Origin of the sequence: Variovorax monticola (assembly GCF_051216855.1) — a bacterium.
In the GTDB taxonomy this organism is placed as follows: Bacteria; Pseudomonadota; Gammaproteobacteria; order Burkholderiales; family Burkholderiaceae_C; genus Variovorax.
The window spans coordinates 663190-685602 of sequence record NZ_JBPJZP010000001.1; the positions used below are offsets into that span (position 1 = coordinate 663190).

The 22413-nt window shown below is 63.4% G+C and carries 30 protein-coding genes; 11 read left to right on the forward strand and 19 right to left on the reverse strand.

The features are described 5' to 3' along the window. Window positions 1-56: 56 nt before the first annotated feature. Window positions 57-1100 (reverse strand): NAD(P)H-dependent flavin oxidoreductase, encoded by a 1044-nt coding sequence (locus ACSFA5_RS02975; RefSeq protein WP_435442515.1) that lies wholly within the window; start codon window positions 1098-1100, stop codon window positions 57-59. A 114-nt stretch (window positions 1101-1214) separates the two neighbouring features. Here ACSFA5_RS02975 and ACSFA5_RS02980 point away from each other — a divergent pair, with 114 nt between their 5' ends. Next, window positions 1215-2219, forward strand: coding sequence for a hypothetical protein (locus ACSFA5_RS02980; protein ID WP_435442516.1), 1005 nt, complete (start codon window positions 1215-1217; stop codon window positions 2217-2219). A 31-nt stretch (window positions 2220-2250) separates the two neighbouring features. On the opposite strand, the gene ACSFA5_RS02985 is transcribed toward ACSFA5_RS02980, so the two are convergent. Then, window positions 2251-3552, reverse strand: a complete 1302-nt coding sequence (locus ACSFA5_RS02985; protein ID WP_435442517.1) for a UDP-N-acetylglucosamine 1-carboxyvinyltransferase — start codon at window positions 3550-3552, stop codon at window positions 2251-2253. Window positions 3553-3892: 340 nt separating this feature from the next. Here ACSFA5_RS02985 and ACSFA5_RS02990 point away from each other — a divergent pair, with 340 nt between their 5' ends. Together ACSFA5_RS02990 and ACSFA5_RS02995 are read left to right on the forward strand one after the other, a co-directional pair. Then, on the forward strand, window positions 3893-4771 hold the full coding sequence (locus ACSFA5_RS02990; RefSeq protein ID WP_435442518.1) for a helix-turn-helix domain-containing protein: 879 nt from the start codon (window positions 3893-3895) through the stop codon (window positions 4769-4771). Window positions 4772-4875: 104 nt separating this feature from the next. Further along, on the forward strand, window positions 4876-5289 hold the full coding sequence (locus ACSFA5_RS02995; protein WP_435442519.1) for a GFA family protein: 414 nt from the start codon (window positions 4876-4878) through the stop codon (window positions 5287-5289). A 38-nt stretch (window positions 5290-5327) separates the two neighbouring features. Here ACSFA5_RS02995 and ACSFA5_RS03000 read toward each other — a convergent pair whose 3' ends face one another. Then, window positions 5328-6155, reverse strand: a complete 828-nt coding sequence (locus ACSFA5_RS03000) for an HDOD domain-containing protein (protein WP_435442520.1) — start codon at window positions 6153-6155, stop codon at window positions 5328-5330. 178 nt (window positions 6156-6333) lie between these two features. Here ACSFA5_RS03000 and ACSFA5_RS03005 point away from each other — a divergent pair, with 178 nt between their 5' ends. Further along, window positions 6334-6756: a hypothetical protein gene (locus tag ACSFA5_RS03005; protein WP_435442521.1), complete on the forward strand. Its 423-nt coding sequence runs from the start codon at window positions 6334-6336 to the stop codon at window positions 6754-6756. A gap of 28 nt (window positions 6757-6784) precedes the next feature. On the opposite strand, the gene ACSFA5_RS03010 is transcribed toward ACSFA5_RS03005, so the two are convergent. Then, entirely contained in the window at window positions 6785-7372 is a 588-nt protein-coding gene (locus ACSFA5_RS03010; protein WP_435442522.1) for a ferritin-like domain-containing protein, read from the reverse strand. Window positions 7373-7589: 217 nt separating this feature from the next. Between ACSFA5_RS03010 and ACSFA5_RS03015 the strand changes: the two genes are divergently transcribed. Both ACSFA5_RS03015 and ACSFA5_RS03020 read left to right on the forward strand, forming a co-directional pair. Next, a complete protein-coding gene (locus tag ACSFA5_RS03015) occupies window positions 7590-8027 on the forward strand; it encodes a hypothetical protein (RefSeq protein ID WP_435442523.1) in 438 nt (145 codons plus the stop codon). Beyond that, complete coding sequence (locus ACSFA5_RS03020; RefSeq protein ID WP_435442524.1) at window positions 7979-8236, forward strand: hypothetical protein; 258 nt, start codon at window positions 7979-7981, stop codon at window positions 8234-8236. Before ACSFA5_RS03015 ends, ACSFA5_RS03020 begins: the two co-directional genes overlap by 49 nt. 11 nt (window positions 8237-8247) lie before the next feature. Here the strand turns inward: ACSFA5_RS03020 and ACSFA5_RS03025 are convergent, their stop codons facing one another. After that, entirely contained in the window at window positions 8248-8652 is a 405-nt protein-coding gene (locus ACSFA5_RS03025; RefSeq protein ID WP_435442525.1) for a Rid family hydrolase, read from the reverse strand. A 132-nt stretch (window positions 8653-8784) separates the two neighbouring features. Between ACSFA5_RS03025 and ACSFA5_RS03030 the strand changes: the two genes are divergently transcribed. Beyond that, window positions 8785-9720 carry a LysR family transcriptional regulator gene (locus tag ACSFA5_RS03030; protein WP_435442526.1) on the forward strand — a complete coding sequence of 312 codons (936 nt, stop codon included), beginning with the start codon at window positions 8785-8787 and terminating at the stop codon, window positions 9718-9720. Here ACSFA5_RS03030 and ACSFA5_RS03035 read toward each other — a convergent pair whose 3' ends face one another. Beyond that, on the reverse strand, window positions 9721-10074 hold the full coding sequence (locus ACSFA5_RS03035; protein WP_435442527.1) for a hypothetical protein: 354 nt from the start codon (window positions 10072-10074) through the stop codon (window positions 9721-9723). A gap of 381 nt (window positions 10075-10455) precedes the next feature. Here ACSFA5_RS03035 and ACSFA5_RS03040 point away from each other — a divergent pair, with 381 nt between their 5' ends. Then, window positions 10456-10671: a hypothetical protein gene (locus tag ACSFA5_RS03040; protein WP_435442528.1), complete on the forward strand. Its 216-nt coding sequence runs from the start codon at window positions 10456-10458 to the stop codon at window positions 10669-10671. A gap of 83 nt (window positions 10672-10754) precedes the next feature. Here the strand turns inward: ACSFA5_RS03040 and ACSFA5_RS03045 are convergent, their stop codons facing one another. From ACSFA5_RS03045 to ACSFA5_RS03070, 6 genes are all read right to left on the reverse strand, one after another. Beyond that, entirely contained in the window at window positions 10755-11378 is a 624-nt protein-coding gene (locus ACSFA5_RS03045) for a tRNA-uridine aminocarboxypropyltransferase (RefSeq protein ID WP_435442529.1), read from the reverse strand. A gap of 970 nt (window positions 11379-12348) precedes the next feature. Continuing rightward, window positions 12349-12753 (reverse strand): hypothetical protein, encoded by a 405-nt coding sequence (locus tag ACSFA5_RS03050; RefSeq protein ID WP_435442530.1) that lies wholly within the window; start codon window positions 12751-12753, stop codon window positions 12349-12351. Window positions 12754-13102: 349 nt separating this feature from the next. Then, a complete protein-coding gene (locus ACSFA5_RS03055; protein ID WP_435442531.1) occupies window positions 13103-13597 on the reverse strand; it encodes a hypothetical protein in 495 nt (164 codons plus the stop codon). Between the two features lie 51 nt (window positions 13598-13648). After that, window positions 13649-13975: a hypothetical protein gene (locus tag ACSFA5_RS03060; protein WP_435442532.1), complete on the reverse strand. Its 327-nt coding sequence runs from the start codon at window positions 13973-13975 to the stop codon at window positions 13649-13651. A 73-nt stretch (window positions 13976-14048) separates the two neighbouring features. Further along, complete coding sequence (locus tag ACSFA5_RS03065) at window positions 14049-14360, reverse strand: DUF5076 domain-containing protein (RefSeq protein ID WP_435442533.1); 312 nt, start codon at window positions 14358-14360, stop codon at window positions 14049-14051. A gap of 156 nt (window positions 14361-14516) precedes the next feature. Then, window positions 14517-14813, reverse strand: a complete 297-nt coding sequence (locus tag ACSFA5_RS03070; protein WP_435442534.1) for a hypothetical protein — start codon at window positions 14811-14813, stop codon at window positions 14517-14519. A gap of 451 nt (window positions 14814-15264) precedes the next feature. Between ACSFA5_RS03070 and ACSFA5_RS03075 the strand changes: the two genes are divergently transcribed. Beyond that, window positions 15265-15681 carry a hypothetical protein gene (locus ACSFA5_RS03075; protein WP_435442535.1) on the forward strand — a complete coding sequence of 139 codons (417 nt, stop codon included), beginning with the start codon at window positions 15265-15267 and terminating at the stop codon, window positions 15679-15681. A gap of 9 nt (window positions 15682-15690) precedes the next feature. Here the strand turns inward: ACSFA5_RS03075 and ACSFA5_RS03080 are convergent, their stop codons facing one another. The 5 genes from ACSFA5_RS03080 to ACSFA5_RS03100 all read right to left on the reverse strand — a co-directional run bounded on the left by ACSFA5_RS03080 (window position 15691) and on the right by ACSFA5_RS03100 (window position 19215). Then, window positions 15691-15924 (reverse strand): hypothetical protein, encoded by a 234-nt coding sequence (locus ACSFA5_RS03080; RefSeq protein WP_435442536.1) that lies wholly within the window; start codon window positions 15922-15924, stop codon window positions 15691-15693. A gap of 421 nt (window positions 15925-16345) precedes the next feature. Then, window positions 16346-17224: a hypothetical protein gene (locus ACSFA5_RS03085; protein ID WP_435442537.1), complete on the reverse strand. Its 879-nt coding sequence runs from the start codon at window positions 17222-17224 to the stop codon at window positions 16346-16348. 104 nt (window positions 17225-17328) lie between these two features. Then, window positions 17329-17874: a 2OG-Fe(II) oxygenase gene (locus ACSFA5_RS03090; protein ID WP_435442538.1), complete on the reverse strand. Its 546-nt coding sequence runs from the start codon at window positions 17872-17874 to the stop codon at window positions 17329-17331. Window positions 17875-18156: 282 nt separating this feature from the next. After that, on the reverse strand, window positions 18157-18489 hold the full coding sequence (locus ACSFA5_RS03095) for a hypothetical protein (protein ID WP_435442539.1): 333 nt from the start codon (window positions 18487-18489) through the stop codon (window positions 18157-18159). A 207-nt stretch (window positions 18490-18696) separates the two neighbouring features. Next, on the reverse strand, window positions 18697-19215 hold the full coding sequence (locus tag ACSFA5_RS03100; RefSeq protein WP_435442540.1) for a shikimate kinase: 519 nt from the start codon (window positions 19213-19215) through the stop codon (window positions 18697-18699). Between the two features lie 182 nt (window positions 19216-19397). Between ACSFA5_RS03100 and ACSFA5_RS03105 the strand changes: the two genes are divergently transcribed. Together ACSFA5_RS03105 and ACSFA5_RS03110 are read left to right on the forward strand one after the other, a co-directional pair. Further along, window positions 19398-19688 carry a DUF1330 domain-containing protein gene (locus ACSFA5_RS03105; RefSeq protein ID WP_435442541.1) on the forward strand — a complete coding sequence of 97 codons (291 nt, stop codon included), beginning with the start codon at window positions 19398-19400 and terminating at the stop codon, window positions 19686-19688. Window positions 19689-20272: 584 nt separating this feature from the next. Next, window positions 20273-20473, forward strand: a complete 201-nt coding sequence (locus ACSFA5_RS03110; protein WP_435442542.1) for a hypothetical protein — start codon at window positions 20273-20275, stop codon at window positions 20471-20473. A 122-nt stretch (window positions 20474-20595) separates the two neighbouring features. Here ACSFA5_RS03110 and ACSFA5_RS03115 read toward each other — a convergent pair whose 3' ends face one another. Further along, on the reverse strand, window positions 20596-21369 hold the full coding sequence (locus tag ACSFA5_RS03115) for a tRNA-uridine aminocarboxypropyltransferase (RefSeq protein ID WP_435442543.1): 774 nt from the start codon (window positions 21367-21369) through the stop codon (window positions 20596-20598). Between the two features lie 63 nt (window positions 21370-21432). Next, window positions 21433-22320 carry a LysR family transcriptional regulator gene (locus tag ACSFA5_RS03120; protein WP_435442544.1) on the reverse strand — a complete coding sequence of 296 codons (888 nt, stop codon included), beginning with the start codon at window positions 22318-22320 and terminating at the stop codon, window positions 21433-21435. Between the last annotated feature and the right edge of the window lie 93 nt (window positions 22321-22413).

Here is a 22413-nt window from a genome sequence, read left to right on the forward strand (position 1 = left end):
AGGCGCTCGGGCGTGCCGGGATAGATGTGAAAGATTCGATGCGAATGTCGCAGCGGTCAGCGAAAGCCCGCCGCCAGCGCGCGCGTGACCTCGGCCGACGACACCTCGCGGCAACCGGTGGCATTCTGGCCCGACCACAGCGGAGAAAAGTCGCCGCTGCCCTTGGCCTCGGCCTTGGCGCGCAACGGCGCGATGCCCGAGGTGGCCAGCGGAAACTCGGGTGCCACCGCGCCCAGCGGCCCCAGCTCGCGCATCACGCGGTTCACGATGCCGCGCGCAGGCCGCCCGGTGAAGAGGTTGGTGAGCGCGGTGTGGCGCGCGGCCTCGCTCTTGAGCGCCGCGCGGTGCGGCGCGCTGGTCGTCGCCTCGGGCGTGAGGAGGTAGGCCGTGCCCGCCTGCACGCCCGCCGCGCCCAGCGCCATGGCCGCGGCCACGCCGTGCGCATCGACGATGCCGCCCGCGGCGATCACCGGCACCTTCACCGCGCGCACCAGTTGCGGCAGCAACGCGAAGGTGCCGAGCTGCTTCGTCAGGTCGTGCGACAGGAAGTGGCCGCGGTGCCCGCCCGCCTCGAGCCCCTGCGCGATGACCGCGTCGGCGCCGTGCGCTTCGAGCCACAACGCCTCGTCCAGCGTGGTGGCCGAGGCCAGCACCTTCGCACCCCAGCCGCGCACCTGCGCCAGCAAGGCTTCGGACGGCAGCCCGAAATGAAAGCTCACCACCGGCGGACGGAACTCGGCCAGCAGGTCGGCCACCTCCGCGCTGAAGGGGTTGCGGCCAGGGCCGGCGGAAATGCCTGCCGCGTCGATGCCGAACTCGACGTAGTACGGCGCCAGCGCCGAGCGCCACGTGGCCTCGCGTTCGGCGCTCGGCACCGGCGGCGTGTGGCAGAAGAAGTTGACGTTGTAGGGCTTGCCGGTGCCGGTGCGGATGGCGGCCAGTTCGCTGCGCATGACGTCGGGGCTCAGCATGGCGCCGGGCAGCGAGCCGAGCGCGCCTGCGTTGCTGACCGCGATGGCCATCGCGCTGCCCTGCACGCCGGCCATCGGCGCCTGGATCAGAGGGAGGTCCGTGCCCAGAAGTTGCTGCAGCGTGGTCATGCGAAGGCTCCTTGTCTTGCGTTGCGCGTCGTCGAATGCCGCGCATTGTCTCGCCAAGCCGGAGGTCGCCGTGGTGGCAGGGTCATCGCCGCGCGGCTTCGGCAAAATAGGGCCATGCCCCGCCTCTCCCAGACACCGTCCCCGTTCGCTCTCCCGAAGCCGTTGCATCGCCCTGCCGCCGTCGCCCTTGCTGCCGCCGGCCTCCTGGCACTCGGCGGCTGCCCGCAGAAGCAAGACGCCGTCGCGTCGCGCGACATACCTGCGCCTGCGACCGCACCTGCCGTTGCGAACACGGCGGCTGGCGCCGCACGCTCGAACACATCGGCCACGCTGCGGCGCGCCGACCTGATGGCGCTGGTGTTCCCCGATTCGCAAAGCCCGAACGCCACGCCGCAGCAACCCGACATCGTCTCGCTCCCCGAGATCGGCAACGACGGCAAGACCGTGCCCGGCAGCGCCGCCGAGCAGAAGGCCCGCGTGTCGCCGCGCGAGGTGGTGAAGCTGGACGACACCCACGCCGTGATGCTGACCGAGACCGTGCAGGTCGACGAACAGGGCCAGGCCATGGACGGCCACGCGAGCGGCGCATGGCTCGGCGCCTACTTCTTCGCGCAGGGCGCCGACGGCTGGAAGCTCGTGAGTCGCAGCGACGCGGTCGACTACCTCGGCTTCATGGGCAACCTCGGCACCACCAAGGTGGAGCGCGTGGCGCCGCAGCGTTTTGCGCTGACCATCACCAGCGGCAGTTGCTGGCAGGGTTACTGCGGACAGTGGCTGTCGGTGTATGCGCTGGAAGCGGGCAAGGTGCGCGTGGTCACGCCGAGCATTGCGCTGTCGGCAAGCAACGAAGGCGCCGACGAGGCCTGCGAGAAGGTGCTCAAGTCGCAAAAGCCCGAAGAGCCCGCGAACGGCGAGTGCTACGACATCAGCGGCACGCCCAGCTTCGTGGCCGGTGCCGACGACACCACGCCGGGCGAGATGCGCATCGCCTTCAAGGGCGAGCGAACCGCCAACGCCCAAGGCAGCCGTGTCGACACTGTCGACAGCACGCTGGTGTACGCCTGGCGCAACGGCGCCTACGTGCTGACCGAGGGCAAGAATCCCGTGCCGTCGTTCTGAGGCCCGGGCCCCCTTCGCGTCACTGCTCGCATCACTCTTCGCTGGTCCACTCCACCTGCACGCCCAGGCTGCGCAGGTTCTCCACGAAGCGCGGATGCGCGCGGCGAATGGGCGCGGCGTTGCGGATCTCCGACTTGCCCTCGATGCTCGCCGCCACCATGAACAGCGCAATGGCCACGCGGATGATGTAGGGGCTTTCGACCACCGCGGGTGTCAGCGGATTGCCGCCGAAGGTGATGAGCCGGTGCGGGTCCGACGAGAACACGTGCGCGCCGAATTTCGAGAGCTCGCCGGTCCAGCCCAGCGCGCCGTCGTACACCTTGTTCCAGAACATCGCGTTGCCCTGGGCGCGCACGCCCAGCGCGATGAAGATCGGCAGCAGGTCGACCGGAAAGTAGGGCCACGGCGCCGCCTCGACCTTGGTCAGCACGTTGCTCGTGAAGGGCGTCTGCACCTTCAGCGGGCCCGTGCGGATGGCGCGCGACCAGCCGCCTTCATGCACGATCTGCACGCCGAACTTCGCGAAGGTGCGGTCCAGCAACGGAAAGTTTTCGGGTGCGCTGTTGCGCACGACCACGTCGCCGCCGGTGATCGCGCCCAGCGCCAGGAAGGTGGTGATCTCGTGGAAGTCCTCGTCGAAGCGGAACTCGCCGCCCGTCAGCGCGCCGCCGCCGTGCACCGTGAGCCGCGAGGTGCCCATGCCCTCGATGCGCACGCCGATCATCGCCATGAAGCGGCAGAACTCCTGCACGTGCGGCTCCGACGCGGCATTGGTCAGTGTCGAGGTGCCGCCCGCGGCGGCCGCGCACAGCACGAAGTTCTCGGTGGTGGTGACCGAGGCGTAGTCCAGCCAGTGGTCGGTGGGCGTGAGGCGTCCCTTGCTGTGCACCAGCAGCGAGCCCTCGGTGCGCTCGACCTCTCCGCCGAAGCGCTGGAAGACCTCCACGTGCGGATCGATCTCGCGCACGCCCAGCGTGCAGCCCTTGACGTTGTCTTCCAGCCGCGCCACGCCGAAGCGCGCCAGCAGCGGCGGCACCAGCATGATCGACGAGCGCATTTCCTCGGGCAACCGGTGGCGCGCCGCGTCGAAGCTGGTCTCGCGGTGGTGCAGTTCGAGCGTGCCGGTGTCGTGGTCCATGTGCACTTCGCTGCCCAGGGTGCGGAAGATGTCGAGGATCTTGCGCACGTCGGTGATGTCGGGCACGCCGTGCAGTCGCAGCGGCTCCCAGGTCAGCAGGGTGGCGCAGAGCACCGGGAGCACGGCGTTCTTGTTGGCGGAAGGGGTGATGCGGCCGCGGAGCGGCGTACCGCCGCGCACGATGAGGTTGGACATGAGAGGCGAGCTGGGGGAAACAAGAGAACGCAGAAAGGGTCACGGACAATCCGAAACCGGGAGACGGGCACTTTACCGTCGGAAAGCAGCATGAACGGCGCTGAAGTTGTAAGAACTTCAAAGCGAAAGCCGACGAATTGACTATTCTTTCGCGCTACATCGTGCTGCCATCCAAGCGAATTCGCCCGACCGACTTCTTGTGCGCACATGGCCGCGCGTGCTGGGCTCTGGTCGCACGAAGCTGGCCTGCAATATGGTCGACTGGGCGAACAGGCCGGCAGCAAGTTCGGTCAGGACAGCCTGGTTTGCGGTGATTCATGATCGCCGCATGGACAACCCGATGCCCCGCGAATCCGACCTTTTCATACGCCTGATCACGTGGATCGAGGAGCGGCTCGACGAGCCCCTCACGCTCGATCTGATCGCGCAGCGCGCGGGCTTGTCGACGCATCACTTCTCCCGCATGTTCACCGCCCGCATGGGCCGCAGCGCCATGGCGCATGTGCGCGGACGGCGACTCGTGCGCGGCGCCCGCAGGCTGGGCACGGAGCCCGACCTGAAGCTCGTCGACCTCGCCTTCGATTGCGGCTTCGAGTCGCAGGAGGCATTCACACGCGCGTTCAAGCGCCTCTTCGGCGTTTCGCCCGGCCGCTTTCGCATCGGCTTTTCTCCCACCCCCATCGAAGGACAATTTCCCATGAACGCACCCAGCAGCACCTCCGCGGCCGTGACCCGGTTGCCGGACCTGGTCCGGCTCGAGGCCTTCAGCGTCGCAGGCCCCGCCCGACGCTTCGACGACGCGACGAAGTCCGAAATTCCCCAGCTGTGGTCCGCACTCGTGGGCGCCTTGCCGCTGAAGGGTCAGAGCCCGAGCTGGGCGACGTACGGCGTGGTCTGGAGCGCAGACCGGGAGACAGGCAGTTTCCAGTACATGGCGGGCGTGGGGATGAGCGGGGGTGCAGGGCCCGACGGCGAGCTCCCCAAGGGCTTCACGGTGAAGCAGATTCCCGCGGCGACCTATGTCGTGTTTCGCATTGCCCTGAATGGGTCTGCGCTGCATCCGCAGGTCAAGAGTGCCATGGCGACCATCTGGGGGCAGTTGATTCCCGCCTCGGGCCTGCGGGTGGCCGACAGTCCCGACTTCGAGTTGTACGACGGCCAGTTCGCGCCCGACCAGCCAGGCGCCGTCATCGACTTCCATGTGCCCGTCGAGGTGTAGGGCCGCGCCCGTTCACGACGAACTTGTTACTCCCCCTTCGCAGCGCCGCCCGGATAGATTGGTCGTCATGCCGATTTCGCGGCGATTTCGAAAGGACCCCGACCATGACCCAGGCCTATACCGGCGGTTGCGCATGCGGCGCCATCCGCTATGAGATTGCAGCCGAGCCGATCTTTCAGAACGACTGCCAGTGCCGCGACTGCCAACGCAAGAGCGGCACCGGCCACGGCTCGTACCTCAGCTTTGCGCGCGGCGGCGTGAAGCACAGCGGCCAGGCCACGCTGTGGGACCTGGTCGGCGACAGCGGCAACGTCAAGACCCGCGCGTTCTGCCCGGCCTGCGGATCGCCCGTCTACATGACCTTTGCGGCAATGCCCGACATCTTCACGGTGCACGCGGCAAGCCTCGACGAGCCCGGCCGGTACAAGCCGCAGGTGGTCACCTACGCGGTACGCGGCCAGGCATGGGATTTTCTGGATCCGGCGCTGCCGAAGTTCGACAGGATGCCGCCGATGTGAACGGCCGGCCGCGACGCACGGCGCGCCTGCGAACGCCGTCAGGCGATCATCGATTCGAGGTCCGCGGCGAGCACGCGCGGCGCCGGCATCTTCTGCACCATTTCCTCGGTGATGCCGATGGCCATCGCGGACTGGCTCGGCCAGAGGCCGCCGACATGGCTCAGGTCCACGCCCTGGCGCTCCAGGGACACGCGCCACACGGCCAGATGAAGCACGCCGCCCAGCGCATCGACACGCTCCGACTGCCCCGGGCTCACGAAGCTCGACAGCGCACCGACCAGCTCGGAAGCGAAGTCCCAGCGCTGCGCCAGCGAGGCGCTCACATCGCCGTAGTGATAGCCGAACTCGACGCGCTCGAGCTGCGCGCGCCCGGGCGCATCGAAGGGGTGGGCGGCATTCAGCGCGGCCATGCGACGGGGCATCGCCTGCGCCATGATCAGGTGGCCGATGGCATGCATGCTGCCCGCTGTGAATGCCAGGTTGGGGTCCACGCGCGAGGTCTTGGACGCCAGGTACCGCGAGACCGATGCCACGCGCAGGCTGTGGGCCCAGAAGTCCGGAAGGTCGACGCCCTCCACCGTCCTGAACGCGCCCGACACACCCGAACTCACGACGAACGACCTGACGGTGGAGATGCCGAGCATCAGGATCGCGCCCTGGATCGAGGAGATCTTGCGCCGAAGCCCGAAGAACGGCGAGTTGACCATCTGCAGCACCTTGGCCGCGAGCACCTGGTCGAGTTCGATGCGGTGCGCGACGTCCGCGAAGGACACGTCGTCGTCGCGCAGCATTTCCATCAGGTCGGACACCACCTTAGGCACGGTGGGAAGCGACGCGTCACTGGCAAAGAGTTGGTCGAGTGTCATGGCGTGGAGGGCGTATTGCCTTGGTATGCGAAAGATTTTCCTCCTGCGGGCCGATTAGTAAATACTCCATTTGCGCGAATCTGTAAGTTCTACGGATTCCGGTAGGGCCGCGGATCGATGGGCGAAATCACGCCCTCGACACTGAGGCTCGCGGTCCACGGCATGGAGGAATATCGAGATGTCTGCTGCCATGTTCGCCGCCCTGTTCTTCACGGTGGCGCTGCTCGTCACCACGGCCTACTTCCTCATGGGTTCCTTGCCGCTTCTGGTGTTGAAGCACGACACACCGCTCGACGCGCGCTTCGTGCGAGGTTTCTTCAACCTCTACTACGTCACCGCGTTCGCGACCGCGACCGCAACGGCGATCAGCTTCGTGTGCGCGGGCCGTCCGGGAATTGCGGCGGGTGCCGCGGCGCTGGCGCTGGTTGCCGTCGTGCTGCGCAAAAAGATCATTCCCAAGATGGATACGCTCGGCACGCAGATCCAGTCGAACTACATGGAGGCCATTCCGGGCTTCCGCAGGATGCACCTCACCGCCATCCTGATCAACCTCGCACAGCTCGTGGCGATCGTATGGACGCTCATATCGCTGAGCAAGTAGCCCGAGGTACCGACCCCCACTGGCAAGGTCAGCCCTTCGCCCTGGCGGCATCGCGCAGGTCGCGGATCTGGTCGTGGTTTTTCTGTGCCCCGGCCGCCTGCCTTTGCACCACGGCGCGAACATCCACCGGAAGGGCCTGTTTCAGCGCCTTGCGGTAACGGGCAATGCCTGTGTCTTCGCCGCGCTCGCAAGACTCGAGGATCGACAGCTCGCTGTCCGCGCCCACGCTGCCCTTGAGCTGAACCCAACCGCGGTGCATCGCGCCCGCTGCGGTGCCGCCTGACGCAGGCTCGCCGCCGTACTTCCTGATGAGTTGATGCAGCTCTTCGCCGGCCTGGCGACACCCTTCGGACCGGGTGAAGAACAGTTGCCTGGCGTTCGCCGTCTCGACCTGCTCCGCGCATGTGCGAAAGCCGTATTCGCCGTCGCGCGCGTTCTCGAGCAGATCGTTCAGGACATCGACGACGCTTTCGTTCGACAGGTCTTCGTGGCTCACGATGTCGCTGCCGTTGGCTTGCTTGGCGTAGTACGTTTCGACCGTGGGTACGCCGGGGGAGACCGTGAGGGAATCGCGGCTCGCCGAGCCTTCGTCGGTCGAGCTGTTGTTGTTTGCCATGCGGGTCTCCTAAAGATGCAGTCTGCAGGTGGAAAGCGCCCCTCGGGATCGAAGGGTTGACGGCACTGTGGACGGCGGATTCGGCCCCGGACGTCAGCACTTCGGTGCCGTTGATGTAGGCGCGCCACGACTTGCGACCCGCTTCGCGCGGTGCCTGCCACATTCACCGCGCTGGACCTCGGCCACTGAAGTACCATGACTCGCACTCCCCCGCCCCATGACCCTGCTGTCCCGCTTTCAAAAAGAGCAAGCGCTCAAGGCCGCTGGTGTGCTTGTGCCCCCGTATCCAAGCGCGGCGGGCGGCGGCGATGCGGGCACTGAGGGGGACATCGCATTCGTCGATGCGGGCACAGCGTGGGAGCACGAGATCGACCGCCTCTATATCCAGCTTCTGTCGAAGAAATCGGAGGAGCCGTCGCAGGAGAGCATCGACAGCTTCGTCGCCGTGTGCGAGAGCCTGGGCCTGGCGGAAGCCCTTGGCCAGCTCAACAGGCGGGTGCCTCACCGATTCACGGCGGTCTATCGGCTCGACGGTGATCTCTTCAAAAACATCGCGCTGGTCGACAAGGCAGGCGAAGCCCGCCCCGAGTATCTGGAAGAAGTGCGATGGGCATCAGCTTTTGCCAGTTCGTGCTGCGAGACGGCGCGTTCCTGACCACCAACTCCGCCCACGACGACAGGCTCGACGGGCATCCCTACAAGGGCGTGATGGTGGCCTACCACGGCGTACCGATACCGGGCGCCGACGGCACGCTGCTCGGCACGCTCTGTCATTTCGACCTGCTGGAGCGCTCGTTGAGCGATGCCGAGTTCGAGCACTTGCGCAGCGTCGGCCTGGCGTTGCCGCCGTATCTGCATCCGTAGCGCAGGCAGGGTCAGCCGCCGCTGCCCTCGGGCAGCTTGGCGATCACCTTGATCTCGAACTTGAAGCCATAGAGCCACGTCACGCCGATGCCGGTGAGCGTCGGGTGCGGCGCGTTGCCCCAGTACTCGGGCACGAGTTTCCAGATGGTTTCGAAGTTCGCTTCCGGGTCGACGACGAACACCGTGACATCGACCACATCGTCGAACGTGCAGCCTGCGGCCCCCAGCACCGCGTTCAGGTTGTCGAAAGCGAGCCGCACCTGCGCCTTCAGGTCGGGCTCGGGCGAGCCGTCTTCGCGGCTCCCGACCTGCCCCGAGACGAACAGGAAGCCATTGGCGCGGACCGCGGGCGAATAGCGGTTCTTTTCATAGAGCGCCTGGCGCCCGGGCGGAAAAACCACGTCACGTTGAGTCATTGGATTGCCTTGTCGAAGCGGTTGAAGAAGAACGATGAAGGGACTTTAGGGAACCGCGTCTCGCGGATAAACAAGCAACATCAACAATCACTGTTTGCAGAACCCAAACAATCCGCGACATCAGGAGCAGACATGGACCGTTTCGATGCGATGCAGGCCTTTGTCCGCGTGGTGGAAGCAGGCAGCTTCACCAAGGCGGCCGACACGCTCCACCTGAGCAAGACCAGCGTGACGCAGCTGGTGCAGCAACTGGAGGCCAGGCTGCGCGTGAAGCTGCTCAACCGCACCACGCGCAAGGTGAACGTCACGGCCGACGGCGCGGCCTACTACGAGCGCGTGGTGCGCCTGCTGGCCGACATGGACGATGCGGAGACCAGCCTGTCGAGCGCTTCGGCGTTGCCCCGCGGTCACCTGCGGGTGGACGTGCCCAGCCCGCTGGCCCGCATGATCCTGGTGCCGGCGCTGCCGGCGTTCCACGCGCGCTACCCCGACATCCAGCTCGACATGGGCGTGAGCGATCGCATGGTGGACGTGATCGGCGACAACGTGGACTGCGTGGTGCGCGGCGGCGAACTCACCAACCCCTCATTGATGGCGCGCCGCGTGGGCGACCTGCAGCTCGGCGTGTACGCGGCGCCGAGCTACCTGGAACGCGCCGGCACGCCCGCGCACCCGAGCGAGCTGGAAGACACGCACCACCGGGTCGTGGGCTTCCTGTGGTCGCGCACCGGCAAGGCCTTTCCGTATGCGATGCAACGCGGCGGCGAGCGCATCGAGGTGCACGGCCGCCACGTGTTCTCGGTCGACGACGGCAATGCCTACCTGGCCGCCGGGCTCGCCGGGCTGGGGGTGCTCTGGCTGCCGGACTACATGTCGCAGGCGCACCGGCTGCGCGGCGAGCTGGTGCCGCTGTTCGAAGCCTGGCGCCTCGACCCGATGCCGCTGTACGTCGCTTTCGCGCCGAACCGGCATGTCAGCGCCAAGCTGCGCGTGTTCATCGATTGGGTGGCTGAGTTGATGGCGCGGCATGCGCCGCCCGCTGTGGGTCGCCCGGTGGTGAATGGCTAGCTAGCCCGCCAAGGCTTCGCACTGGCCTTCGATGCGGGCGTGAAGAAGACTCAGGGATGCAGAGAGCAGCCGCTGCAGCGATGCACGCTGGGCGACATCGAAGAGCGGTGCCGGATCTGCATCGGACGCGGCGGCTGCGCGGCGGTCTTCGTCCCAGTCGAGCAGCTGCACCAGCGTTTGCGCGCCTTGCACCACGTCGCGCGCATCATTGAGGAATGCGGCCTGGCTTTGTCGGGACGCATCGAGTTGGTCGGCTTGAACCCAGTCGAAGGGTTTGAACTGGGCGGTGGGACGGTAGGACGAGGCAGGGCTTCCGGTGTGGGTGTCGGTGCCGGCGTCTGAAGCATGGGCCATGGGGCCTCCAGGGATGTCGATTTGCAACAACCGACGCACCCGCTGCTAAACGGGGGCGGCAGCTCGAACGGGTTAGCAGACCGGGACATCCTTGCGAACACCGGCAGGGCGCGAGCCCTCCCGTTCGAGCCGCCTAAAAAAGGCACGAACGCAAAAGCCGCAGACCTGTGCGGTGACTGCGGCTTTCGTCGCAGGATGTCAGCGGGCTGCTAAACCCGGCCTCGCTCATCACGAGGCGTTGGCAATGTAAGCGCTCTCTATGGAGCGCGTCAAGTTTCGGAGGCTATGGGTACTGGGATAGCGCGGCGTGTTGAGTCGAAGAACGCTGTATCCGGCGCGCTCGCAATTTTTTTGCGCGGGCGGAGCGTCGAGCGGCAGTCGATGGCGTCACGCGATGCAGACGATGGAGGATGGCAGTTCCTGACGGGGGATGCGTTTCAAATCGCAGAAGCAATGCTGGTCACTTTGGAAAGCATGGTCGCGCGGGACCAGACGCTGCTTGAGCTTGCAGCAATGCAGCCAGGCTGGATGGCTTGGCGTGAGGCGCCCGATGCTCCTTGGACCCTCCAGGCCGAAGCCCAGCAAACAGCAGAGTAAGGCAGCGGGTACAACGCGGCCAAAACCAGCCAGTTAGCTGGTCACTTAAATGAACCCCGTAACCTTGGTCGAGGGCAGGACTGTCAGTTTGCGCAGCTGCGCTGCCCGCCAGCCTGCTCCAACTGCTCCACAAACCCGTCGAAGGCATCCAACAAGGGCTGGAACCGCGCCGCATCACCTTCCAGTTGGCACAAGGCGTAGCAGGTCGCCTCCAGCGTGGACAGTTGGTCGGGCCCATGGGCTTTGCGGATGCGGTAATGCGAAGGCGGCAGGTTGCGCAGGGCCAAGCGGGGCAACTGTTGCAGTGGCGGGCTTTGGTAGAGCATCTTTCGGCTTTTGCGCCAGGTGCCGTCCAGCACGACCAGGCGCAGGCGCGACGGGGCTTGCGGCCACTCGGGCGGTAGCGGAGGTGGGACCCGCAGGTCCGGGGCGGTATCTTGCAGACTGTCCGGGTACAGCAGCAGCGTGTGCTTGCCGTCCACCGGCCAGACCGGCACGGCAAATGCCTCACCCACCACCCAGCGGCAGTGCGCCAGGCTGAGGTGCAGCAGGCGGGCACTGCCTTTGGTCTGTTGTACCTCCAGCGGGTGCTGCAGCACCAGTACCTCCACCGCGTGCGCGGTGGGCGCGATCCAGCGGCAAATGCAGGCGCTGAGCGGGCGCAGGCAAGCGGTGCACTGGGGGCGCGGGACTAAAGCGGCGGACATGGCCGGATTTTATTCAGCGTGCCTGGCCAGACGATGCGCGGGAGTAGATGTCTCTTGGCTTTGGCGCGACGACCGGCAGCTTTGGACAATGTCGGAAGACTGCAGTGGGCCCTGAGCTGCCGTACGATTTGCCCTGAAGCGGACCTTCATGTCCTGGCGACCTATTGATCATCGGGCGTATGCCGCCGCGCCTACGAGCATCAATGCGGCCCACGTTAGACCAACCAGCGCAGTAAGGCAAATAAGCGCAGCCACTACAAATGCCCGCGCATCCGAAAGCGCCAGATATACCGCCATACACAAGCAAAAGCCGGCAGGGACTAGCCCGATGCCCATGATTCCAACCATAGAGAATGCGAGAACCCCCAAGCCATAGATCGACACAAGGAGCCACCGAAATAGGGACCATCCGATTGGGAGTTTGGGCAATGTTGAAGACTCATCGGCATCTAGCGCGCGCGTCGTTCTGCGATGGAGGGCCACACTGCGCAACCACATCGAGGCAAGCAAGGCGACCCCTGCTCCCCCGATAGAAAGTGTAGGCCAATGTTGAAACGCATTCATTCTTATGGCCGTCTCGTTAAGTGCTCGACCTTGGAGTACCGACTCGAATAGGCTCACGCCAAACACTGCTATCACCAATATAAATACGCCCAACGCGCGTCGAAACCAGTAGCGGGGTGGGCGTGGACCGCGTTTTTCCGTGTGCATGGTCGGCTAAATGGTGGAGGAGTAAAAAATTATTAAATAGGGCGCTTGCCACGCCTGTGTACCGTCGAATGTTTCCGGCTGGCCGGCTCTAGCCGTACGTTTTCATCTTCGCCGATATGTCCCGGTACAGTCGGCAGAATTCGGCCGAATGTAGCCGGTCGCGCCGCTGTCGTGAACGGGCCCCAAGCTGCCGGTCGAAACTCCGAGAAGCAGACATTTGCACGCGCCCAAACTGAACCCTGTACCAATCTGCACAGGTCTAGAACGTTGCTGGAGTGCGCGACGAGTACCAAGCACCACCGCTACCGCCGAATAGCAGGACCAATGCAACAAGCTCCATGACGAAAAGCGCGCCCGCCAGCAACCAACCCCAACTGACATAGTCGTCAAGGCGCTGCGGGTAGACGAACCAGAGGGACCATGAGCCCACTGTCCAAACCAGGAGAGAGATGCGCGCCCAGTTTCTGCGTCTTGACAAGTGGAAGATGAGCAGTGCTGTGAGCGCATTGGCGGCGAGCGCCACAGCAATCCAAACGATAGCGAATGTCATGCTTGTGCGAACCTCGCTGTCCACCGCTATGCGCCATAAGTTCTCTGCAGTTTCGACAAAAAGCACTACCAGCGACAGAGCAATCGCAATCTGAATTTGCTTCGGGGCTTTCATGGCGCGTTGTCAGTAAGGAGTCAGTGGCTTCACGGCTCGCTTCGAGCTGCGGTGACGGCCGATCACAACGATTTTTTCGTATCCGTCACCCCAGCCCGGGAGCACGCAGTGAACTCTGGTTCCTGCTGAAAAGTGTGGGTGATGACGACCCGCCAGTTGCTGAATCGAGCCAATAAGGCACCACCGCGATTCGATTTGATCAGCAGCATCATCGGGCATCACTTCCCCCAGTTTCGTTTCGCCTATGAGTTGGGCGCTGCCGGCGAACGACGGCTTCTGGCCGACCGTAGCTGGTCAAGCCGCCATCGTGAACGGGCCCGAAGCGGCCACTGAGAACGTGCGGGCCCAGTCAGCGTCGCGTGCAGTCTGCGGGCTCAGAAATGACCTCGATACCGCCGGCCGCAGCGTACTTTATCGATGGCCTAAGCCTAAACATGAATACCGCAGTGTCCAACTCAGAGGCTCTTGCGGTGAAGCTCACATAGGTTGGCGCAAGTGCGGCGCCTTGCAGACCAGACTTTTCGAGGACGCGCTTAAAAACTTCTCCACGCGCCAGTGCGAGTGCGCGCTGGCCGTCGTCGGATGTGCCCGCGCGTTGAGCGTCCGCAGTGACTTGGACGAACATATCGAGAACGCAGTTAGGTTTGGCGGACGGCTGTTTGAGATCTTTCGATTCCTTTTCAATTTGCGCTTCATGACCTGCCTGAAGATGAAGTGTTCCAGGAATGAACTTCGCCTCGATAAGATAACTTGCAGGCGATATGCACCACGCCGGTGTCGCGCACAGCAGGAAAAGAGCGAGGACGGTCGGACGGGATGGCAGGTATCTGTCGGTGCTCAGCATGGTCGATTTGCCTTGGCTGCGAGATGTCTGCTTTTGGCCGATCTCAGTCCGTCAGCATTCTCCGCGCTGAACCGCGAGCGCAATGCCATACGCTGCCCGCTCTGCCTGGCCCTTACCAGGGTAGTCGTCCGGAACCACCTCAATAGCTTCGACTTCGAGGCTGCCGCCGGTCTCGGCATTCGCTCGTGCCACGCCCGCTAGGACCTCCGACACATGTTCGGCCAAGTCGAACTTGATAGCACTGTCCTTGTCCAGCGATACCAAACGAGTCACCGTCGGGCCAGATGCTGGCGTTTTTCCGAAGCCAATCGAAACGAGCACGGCCGTTGGGCCTGTGATGCGCTGGGCACGGTAGAAAACGACGCGGTGGACTTGCATTGGCACTTTGGTGTGAATGACGGGTCATGGCCGACTCCAGAAGTCGAGCAGATCGTGATGCTTTGCTGACCGGCTAAGCGTGGCCTGGGCTGAAGCCGCTTTTTGTCGCCGATGTCGGCGCTTCAAGTTCGTCTTGCAACGACTCAAGGAGGCTGGCAATAGTGTCTGATGGGGCTTGTCCATAGCTCTCCTGGAGCGCATTGGCGATGTGGCGGATGGCATCAGCCAGCAATATGCCCCAAGCGGGCGCCTCACTACGACCATTCTCTTGCCACATGCCGATCTTGAGGGAGCAATGCAATCCGTTCTCTGCGATCCAAGCGCTGAGCATCTGAATTGACTTCTCGTCACGCTGTGCTGCCGGAGGAACGACCAGAGGTGTCATGAGGTTGAAATGGGTTGAAGGGCGGTTTGGCGTTCTGTTGGGCTGCGCCGAAGGTCGGCTTCTGGCCGACTGTAGCCGGCCTCACTGCAGTCGCGAAGGGGCCCTAAGCCGAAGTTCAGTTCTGCCGAAAGCAGACATCCAAGGCACATGGCGCGTTCACCAAAGTCGCTTGGGCGCCCCGGGCAAATTCTCCAGAAGAAACGGAAACGTGGGCTCCATGCGGCATTCCTTCATCGTTGCCACCAATGCTCGGTACCGCTCGAGCAACGCTCCCCGAGCGCCCCAATCTTCGTTCTCATCCTCAACATCGGGTTCGAGGAAGCTCGCCCCGGCGTCACCAACCATCCCTGAGGAGTAGTTCCAGTCGTAGCGAAACACGACTTCAAAGGCACCGACGAATTCGGAGATGGCACATTGCAACTCATCTTGTTGCTGCGAAGAAAGTTTGACCATAGGAGTGCGGGCGTCAGATTCCAAATGAAGAAGTGAGCAACTTGAGCCTGACTTTTGCTGGTTCGCTGGTCACGAATGTTGAAGGTCGGCTCCTGGCCGATAGCGGGAGTCAGGCGAGCAACGCGGTCACAACGCCCACGCCAACTATTCTGCTGCCTTCCAAAACTTGGAACTGGTGCCCAACGGCGAGGGCCGCGTAGTTGACGCCAGCGTTGTGCAGAAATACCACCTCCGCGGGGATTGGAACGCCCGGACAAACTGGTCCGATTGATTCATCTCCACAGAACTCCACTCCCAAGTACTCGCCATCGCCAACCCGAAGGTGTGGCCGATAGGACTCGAGAAGAGCAACAGGTGTAGCGCGGCCTCCAACGCCCTCTGTCAGGAACTCGACTACTACCTTTGCGCCTGCCATAGCTGGTGTTCTATTCGATGTTGGAAAAAGGAGCGGATGTCTGCTTTGGCCGTTTGTGCCCTATTGGGGCGCTTGCCAACTTCTTCCCACGCCGTTGATTGCCACTTCGGCGAATACCGTGAACTCACGATTCGCGATTCGGACGTTGCTGCGGCCTACCTTGCTCCGGAGGTAAGGGATGACTTCGCCAATGAGCAGCTTGTCCCCGACCTTCCGCTGAAACTCTATCAGCACCTCTTCGACGCCTCGCTCCACGAACGGCGCCAGCAGCACGGCCTGCGCCCGAATTTCCATGAGAAGGCCATGTTCGTCAACGAGGTTGGTCCATTCAGACTTCGCGGCGTCTGTCGTCGCAAAGTGAGAACGCATGAGTTCGTGGACGCAACGTGGGTTCATCAGATAGAAATTGGAGGTCGCAAGTGTATGTCCGGTGTTGGCCGCAAGGCGAATTGAGGCAAAGCTCTATGCGCCTTTAATGGTCACCAAGATTCCGGTTTGTGCGTCGGGTTTCGAATCGGCGAAGTCCAATGAGACATCGCACCGTCCTGTTTCTCTCAGTGCTTTTGCAGCACATGCAAAGAACCCCGCTAGAGCGTCCAACTCTGTCGCCGTGGCGTAGAGGTCGATGTCTTGTGCGTCCATGGGAACAAGGCCCTCTTCCTTGTTCCAAGCAGTGGGTAACGCAACGATACGCATGTGTTCAACCCTTGTATTGAGTGACTACTTCGGCCGACTGTAGCCGGTCATGCCGCCTTCGCGAGGGCTCAAAGCGAGCCTTGCGAGCGACTCACTACGTCCTCGGCTCTAGCGCTCGGTTGACTGCGTACCAAAATGCGGCTGCCCCGGCATCGCCAGCGTCCTTCGCTTGCTCAGATAGACGCAGTGCATACCTGTGTGCATCCCGGCCGTGGCGGAGCGCCAGTTCGTGCGACTCACGACCGACTTCGACGTAGTCCACTATTGCAGGTGCCGGGCAATTTTCTGACCTCATGGCGAAGGTCTGGTTGTGGCCGACTGCAGCCATGGCAACGGCTCGCTCAATGCTACGGAAGCACAAAAATTGAGAACGCGTGACAACCGACCGGTTAAGGCCGAAGGGAGTCGTCCTCAATCTTCACTAGGGCGGGCTACGACTCGGCGTGCATGTCCCCGATACGCACTCTTCCCACTCCCTGGATGTCTCTTGATGGGAGATGCCATCTGCCGAAGCCAAGTACTCACGGATTTCAACTTGATACCGCCCGGAGCGTTGATTTTCTAAGGACGATCTACTTTGGACAGTAACGCGGTACCTGCCCAAACCTGCTTCGTCACGTTCGAATTTCGAGGAGGAAACGCTGACAACATTGTGTTCGCATCGCAAACCGCGCTCGGACGCAAACCGTTCACAGAACCGCTGAGCAACCGCCTGCTGCGATAGGACGCCCGGCATATAGTCGACCTTGCCAGTGATTCCTTTCATCCGCTCGTTTTCCGCACAGTCGATTAGCTCACCGGCGAAGGGCGGTTTCATGGAAAGCACGGAGCAGTACCGATCACCTTGACGCTCGATGAGCCTGTCGTAAAAGACGTCGTTGTCCGGTCTCGCCATGCCACCACCCCGCGAAGGGTCGTACTTGAGTTGCGAGTACATCAGAAGCTCGGCGTAGTTCGTCCATGCAGGAAACTCGCCGAGCGCCACAAGCTTTCCGTCAGGGGGCTGCAGAAAGTAGACGATGATTGGGGCTATCACGTCGTAGCTTTTTCGACGGCCCGCATAAACAGTGGCAAGGGTTGCATTCGAAGTTTTCCCGCCTGAGTCTCTGAACTTCACCAACGAGGCGCCGCACCTTTTGGCCTTGTTGACTGCGGCAATTTCAGGTTTGTTGCACAGTTCCGAGTTTGGCGTGGTTACTCGCTCTGCCGGGGCACACGCAAGTAGAAACACACTTGAAAGCCCTGACACAACGGCTCTGATCGAAATGCGGAGCGCATGACTTCGTGAGCGGTTGTACATGCTATGAAATTCCTTGATCTGGCTCGTTGCATCGGTGCGTGCGGGGACTGGATTGTGCGGCATCAGCGAAGGTCTGCTCTTGGCCGTTCTGTGTCCTTGGAGGGTCAGCGCGGTCCGAACATGACATCCGAGCGCAGCGCGTACTTGATGCCCTTCAGGACCTCGGCACCCTCGTGTATCAGGCCATGCTCAAAGACCAACGCTTGCCCTACATTGCCCATGACCTTCGCGCCTTCAAATCGAGTCGCGCCGCCTTCATAGCCAGAGTTCAGATAGACCATGAATGTCAGCAGGCTGATATCCCCGTTCGGTCGATGAAATGGTGCGTCTGAGTGCCACTTAAAGCGCTGGCCCGGGCTGTAGCGATAGAGGCGAAAGCGTTCATTTAGACCGACCGCTTTGCGCCCGTTTATCGCGCCGGGAATCATGCCTTGGGCACGCAGCCAGAGCGATTCTGAGAGTGTCGAATCATCAAAGACGTAGCGGTCGTTGTCTCGTGTCGCGGCGTCCACCTGCGTGCCGCGAGCCGTGATTATGGGAGCCGCCTCGAACCCATTTTCTTCACCTCGCCGAACAAGCGCCTCGCATTCGGTCAGGTCGACCAACCGGTCGATTACGAAAATCCCACTGGCTATATGGATTCGGTTCATGCGACATGTCGAGGTTGAAGAGCATGTGAATCCTGCCACAAAGGCGGATGACCTCCTGGCCGAGGCTGTGTGAAAACGCTGGTGCTGCGCCCCTTGCGTGAAAGTCGACCTCTCAGATCGCGCCAGGATCGACGATCGAGGCTTCGGGAATGGTTTGGCTACCCATGAAAACATGACCTTCGAACGTTTTCACACAGCCTCGGCCGGATTGTGCCGTTGACTGCGACTGCGACTGCGACTGCGACTGCGTGGTGATAGCGTAGACAACCGCCTACGAGCACGCTATTTCGTATCGGCTTTCATATTTAGCTCACGGAAAATCTTGAGGGCAAGAGCGCCGTATCCGACGCCCGTACCGCGGTTGTGTTCGTCGAAATTCTGTTGATTCGATACGTCGTGCCATCTATCAGGTTGAGTCAGGTCGGCATCCAATTCAACGGCAAACTCGATAAAGCGCTCATCCTGGGAGAGAAGTAAGCCGAAGTAGGTCGGCATGCCCGGGAGGTCAACATCAAGGCTCAAAATGATTGAGCGGCTCCACTGAACTCCGTGAAGCTCACAGACTTTTGCCAATTGGAGCGGCGCATCGTGTGTGCGCCAGTAGATGGCCTCCATTCGCAGTCCTTCTTCAGTACGAGCATTCTGCTGCTGCACGTTCAACTGGAGCGGCGTTCGTTGTGCCATCTTGGTTCTGGAAATGGATTGACTCTGGGTCGGTACTCGGTGTTGACGGTCGGTCGAGTCGACCCGCCGCTATCAGCCGCATTCTGCCCCTCGCTATCGCGCCCCCTCAAGGCCTCCAACACGCGCGCGCACAAATCGCTAGATGTGCAACGCGGTCTCCTCTGGAGGCGCATCGCTCCGAAACCGGGTGCATCGCAAAGCCATCAGCTTCGGGAACCGCTCCCGTATCCGTCGCTCCTCGCTTGCTCTATTGCCAGAAAGGTAGGGTCTCGAGAGCTGCCGTCGCACGATGATTTCAACGCATGCTTCGAGCTCGAATGCGGGCAGCAGCAGCGCGGTCAATGGATCGGCTTCGATGGAGCGAAGGAGCGCTGGATACTCGGCGTCAATTTCGTCGGGGTACGTCAGAAAGCCGGACGAGAGTGCCAGAACGCTTGGGACCGCGAGTGAGTGCCTGACCGCGCGATACACAGCGACGTTCCGCTTCGCATAGCCCCTGTAGCCGGACGCCTCGATGGAAGCGCCAATGCTCCCTTCACGTGACATGAAGCGCTCATCAAGGTCGACGAACTGCCAACCGAGCCGCTGAGCCAGCAAAGGGCCCGCAGAGCTCTTTCCAGCGCCGCCAGGGCCGACGAGGTGAACAATGGGTGTCACGTTCGAGAATGTGTGGTGTCGAGGTGGAATTCCGCTTCCTGCCGCATTCGGCACGCAGGTGCACCGGCGTCAGCGGTCCCGTGATCGTTCTTCACGACGAAGAAGCTGTGACCGAGCTTGCGACAAATCAACACACGCGGCACAGTCACATTTTTACCTCGAGCTCACGAAGAGAAGATCAAATGCCAAAAGCCTACTGGGTCAGCGCGTATCGCGCAGTCAACGATCCCGAAAAACTTGCCGCTTATGCAAAGCTGGCCGGCCCGGCACTCACTGCCAACGGTGCGCGCTTCCTGGCGCGCGGCGAACCGTCCAAGGTCTATGAACTCGGCGTGATGCAACGCACCGTACTGATTGAGTTCGATAGCGTCGAACAAGCAGTTGCCGCGCACGACAGTCCGGCCTACCAGGCCGCATTGGCTGCACTGGGCGACGGAGCCGACCGGGAGATTCGCATCATCGAAGGCGTTTGAGCGCCCGCCGCGCGACGCGCTCCCTTTGAGTACCCGCGGGCAAGACAAGCTCTCGCCAAGGCGTGGTTGCAAGACACTTGGCCCGCGACCCTCGGCTACCCGCCGCCAGTCAACCTCCCGCCTCCATGCACGAGAAAGATTCCCGCGACCCCCTCATGGATCAATCCCACGCGCCGATGGCAGCGTGGGAAAACTCACTGCGGCCAGCGAAGTCATCCCATCGAGCGTGGCTGTCGGTCGGGGCGGCTGTGCTCGCGGTCGGGGCGTACCTGGCGTTCGACAGTTGGCGGAACTCGAGCCAGCTCACGAATCCAGGCACGCGCCAAGTGGCGCCGCCTGCGTCGTCGAGGGTCGCGCCTCCGTCCGCACAGCGGAACGAGCCGCGGCAGACGGCGCCAGAGTCACCGCCGCAGCGCACGCAGCGCGTCGCCAAATGCACTTCTCCTGCGGGCGCAACGACCTATTCGGACGGACCATGCCCCCACGGCACACAGGCCGGTGAAGTGTGGCTAAGGCCCGATCTCAATCTGGCCGATGGAATGTCCGAGGATGCGAGGCAAGCATCGATGCGCGACAACAGCGCCGTGGCCCAGTCTGTCCTGGCACACGAGCGTCGGGTCGCCATGAACGTCGACAGCGCGACTTCGGAGTGCGCCCAGCTGAACGCCTTGATCGCCTCGATCGACGCCGCGGCTCGCCAGCCGCAGCCGCCGTTCGAGCAGGACCGGCTCAAGGACGAACGCAGGCGCGCACACGACCGCCGATTCGCGCTGCGCTGCGGCTGATCCCCTGCGGGCAGGCCCCGCGCGTAGCGTTCGGCGTGTGAATCGTCTGCGGCGCCTCGGGGGTTCAGGAGGAATGAGGCATCTGCCACGCGCGCCGAGGGACGCCAAGCGCAGGGACGGCTTCAACAAGCCACGGCAGCGCGCAATGGCAGCAAACCCGACACCCCGCGCAGCCGCTCGTGCGCAACCCCGTCCCACGCAATGGGCTGCTGGTTCTTCGCACGCAGGTAGTGGTGCGTGAACACGGCCAGGTAGGCCTCCAGCGTTTGCCCCGCGACGTGTTCGCCTGCCAGGTCCATGCACAGGGCTGCCACCTCGCTGGTGCAGAAGTGGTCGTCGCGCCCGGAGCGGCGCAACTGGTACTGCGTGATCTGCTCCGGCTGCAGGCTCAGCACGGGCAGCGGGTCGAGATACGGGCTTCTGCCGAACATCTTGCGGGCCTCGCCCCAGGTTCCGTCCAGCAGGATGAAGAGCGGACGCTTCGCGGGCTCGCCGCCGGAGGAGTCGGCGGCGTCGGGCAAGGGCACGGTATGCACGACGCGCCCGGGCGCCGCGTACTGCCCCGGAAACACCACATACGGCTGCCACTGCGGGTCTTTCAGCAAGGCCAGCAGCGCGGGGTCGGTCTCGGTGCGCGCCCAGCCGAAGGCGAAGGTGTCGGCCACCACATCGGCGATCAGCCAGCCCGTGTTGGTCGGCTTGAGCGGCTCGATGTCGGCCATGAGCAGGCACACGCCCGCGCGCGTGGTCAGCAGGGGCCGCAAGGCACACATGCAATGACTGGGCACCAGCCGGCAACCGGCGCAGCGCTCGCGCTTGAAACCGCCGCGGGCAAGAAAGGGCTTGGCGCTCCGCGCCAGGCGCGCGGCGCGAAGGAGGGAGACGGCGTGGGGCATGCAGGGATTCTCGGCGGTGTCCGAAACCGGGTGGGCGGTCAAGAGTCCGAGTGCCGCCAGCGGCTAGGCCATCGCGGGCGGGCCAGCCGTCGGAAGAAACTTCCTGACATGCGCCGCGAATGCAGCCGTCAACGCCGTCGGCTCGTCGCGAGCGAATGCAAGCTTGACCCCGACGCCCGGCAGATCGGGGAACCCCTGGTCCGACGTCAGTATCTCCAGATCGTCAGGAACGGCGGTTCGCGTCAGCACGATGACGGCCAGGCCGGAACGCGCCATGCCGACCAGGCCCGAGAGACTGCTGCTGGCATAGGCCAGCCGGTACGCGCGACCTGCGGCCTCCAGCGCCTGCCTGGGCAGCAGATGGTCCAGCGCATCGGGCGCGCCCAGCGCCAACGGCAGCGGATCGATCGCCGCGGCGGCACCGCCACGCTGCGCCACCCAGACCAGCGGCTCGTGGCGGATCACGTCGCCACCCACCGCACCGCCCGCATCGGCCACCGACACCGACACCAGCGCCAGGTCGACCGCATGCCGGGCCAGAAGCTCATGCAGGCGCGGTGTCGGCGCGCACATCACTTCCAGTTGCACGCGCGGGTGGATGCTCGCGAAGCCTTGCAGCAGGTACGGAAGGAACACGACGGCATAGTCGTCCGGGCAACTGAATCGCAGCACGCCGGACAGTTGCTCACCCCGCAGTTCGGCCAGGGCCTCGTCGTGCTTGCGCAGCAGTTCCCCCGCGCGCACGAGCAGCCGCTCGCCGGTGGCAGTGAGCGTCACGCCTCGCCCGGTGCGATGCAGCAGCGGTTGCTCGACGATGCCTTCGAGCCGATGCATCTGCATGCTGAGCGCCGACTGCGTGCGCCCCACGCGAAGCGCAGCCTGGCCGAGCACGCCGGTCTGCGCAATGGCGACGAAGCTGCGAAGCAGGTCGATGTCCAGGGATTGGCTCACGGCATGAATTCTCCTGATAGCTGAGTTCAAAACAATTCGCTTCCCGACGCGGGCGGTGCTGCGTAACGTGCGTCATTTTGATCGGGAAGCATC

Bases quoted from the DNA above. Each gene is read 5' to 3' on its own strand.
- ACSFA5_RS03015 (WP_435442523.1), top strand. From the start codon at position 7,590: ATGACCCTGCTGTCCCGCTTTCAAAAAGAGCAAGCGCTCAAGGCCGCT.
- ACSFA5_RS03035 (WP_435442527.1), bottom strand. From the start codon at position 10,074: ATGGCCCATGCTTCAGACGCCGGCACCGACACCCACACCGGAAGCCCT.
- ACSFA5_RS03065 (WP_435442533.1), bottom strand. From the start codon at position 14,360: ATGACACCTCTGGTCGTTCCTCCGGCAGCACAGCGTGACGAGAAGTCA.
- ACSFA5_RS03020 (WP_435442524.1), top strand. From the start codon at position 7,979: ATGGGCATCAGCTTTTGCCAGTTCGTGCTGCGAGACGGCGCGTTCCTG.
- ACSFA5_RS03070 (WP_435442534.1), bottom strand. From the start codon at position 14,813: ATGGTCAAACTTTCTTCGCAGCAACAAGATGAGTTGCAATGTGCCATC.
- ACSFA5_RS03095 (WP_435442539.1), bottom strand. From the start codon at position 18,489: ATGGAGGCCATCTACTGGCGCACACACGATGCGCCGCTCCAATTGGCA.
- ACSFA5_RS03060 (WP_435442532.1), bottom strand. From the start codon at position 13,975: ATGCAAGTCCACCGCGTCGTTTTCTACCGTGCCCAGCGCATCACAGGC.
- ACSFA5_RS03085 (WP_435442537.1), bottom strand. From the start codon at position 17,224: ATGTACAACCGCTCACGAAGTCATGCGCTCCGCATTTCGATCAGAGCC.
- ACSFA5_RS03000 (WP_435442520.1), bottom strand. From the start codon at position 6,155: ATGACACTCGACCAACTCTTTGCCAGTGACGCGTCGCTTCCCACCGTG.
- ACSFA5_RS02985 (WP_435442517.1), bottom strand. From the start codon at position 3,552: ATGTCCAACCTCATCGTGCGCGGCGGTACGCCGCTCCGCGGCCGCATC.
- ACSFA5_RS02975 (WP_435442515.1), bottom strand. From the start codon at position 1,100: ATGACCACGCTGCAGCAACTTCTGGGCACGGACCTCCCTCTGATCCAG.
- ACSFA5_RS03025 (WP_435442525.1), bottom strand. From the start codon at position 8,652: ATGACTCAACGTGACGTGGTTTTTCCGCCCGGGCGCCAGGCGCTCTAT.
- ACSFA5_RS03105 (WP_435442541.1), top strand. From the start codon at position 19,398: ATGCCAAAAGCCTACTGGGTCAGCGCGTATCGCGCAGTCAACGATCCC.
- ACSFA5_RS02990 (WP_435442518.1), top strand. From the start codon at position 3,893: ATGCCCCGCGAATCCGACCTTTTCATACGCCTGATCACGTGGATCGAG.
- ACSFA5_RS03055 (WP_435442531.1), bottom strand. From the start codon at position 13,597: ATGCTGAGCACCGACAGATACCTGCCATCCCGTCCGACCGTCCTCGCT.
- ACSFA5_RS03050 (WP_435442530.1), bottom strand. From the start codon at position 12,753: ATGAAAGCCCCGAAGCAAATTCAGATTGCGATTGCTCTGTCGCTGGTA.
- ACSFA5_RS03090 (WP_435442538.1), bottom strand. From the start codon at position 17,874: ATGAACCGAATCCATATAGCCAGTGGGATTTTCGTAATCGACCGGTTG.
- ACSFA5_RS03080 (WP_435442536.1), bottom strand. From the start codon at position 15,924: ATGCGTATCGTTGCGTTACCCACTGCTTGGAACAAGGAAGAGGGCCTT.
- ACSFA5_RS02995 (WP_435442519.1), top strand. From the start codon at position 4,876: ATGACCCAGGCCTATACCGGCGGTTGCGCATGCGGCGCCATCCGCTAT.
- ACSFA5_RS03115 (WP_435442543.1), bottom strand. From the start codon at position 21,369: ATGCCCCACGCCGTCTCCCTCCTTCGCGCCGCGCGCCTGGCGCGGAGC.
- ACSFA5_RS02980 (WP_435442516.1), top strand. From the start codon at position 1,215: ATGCCCCGCCTCTCCCAGACACCGTCCCCGTTCGCTCTCCCGAAGCCG.
- ACSFA5_RS03010 (WP_435442522.1), bottom strand. From the start codon at position 7,372: ATGGCAAACAACAACAGCTCGACCGACGAAGGCTCGGCGAGCCGCGAT.
- ACSFA5_RS03030 (WP_435442526.1), top strand. From the start codon at position 8,785: ATGGACCGTTTCGATGCGATGCAGGCCTTTGTCCGCGTGGTGGAAGCA.
- ACSFA5_RS03005 (WP_435442521.1), top strand. From the start codon at position 6,334: ATGTCTGCTGCCATGTTCGCCGCCCTGTTCTTCACGGTGGCGCTGCTC.
- ACSFA5_RS03045 (WP_435442529.1), bottom strand. From the start codon at position 11,378: ATGTCCGCCGCTTTAGTCCCGCGCCCCCAGTGCACCGCTTGCCTGCGC.
- ACSFA5_RS03040 (WP_435442528.1), top strand. From the start codon at position 10,456: ATGGCGTCACGCGATGCAGACGATGGAGGATGGCAGTTCCTGACGGGG.
- ACSFA5_RS03075 (WP_435442535.1), top strand. From the start codon at position 15,265: ATGTCTGCTTTGGCCGTTTGTGCCCTATTGGGGCGCTTGCCAACTTCT.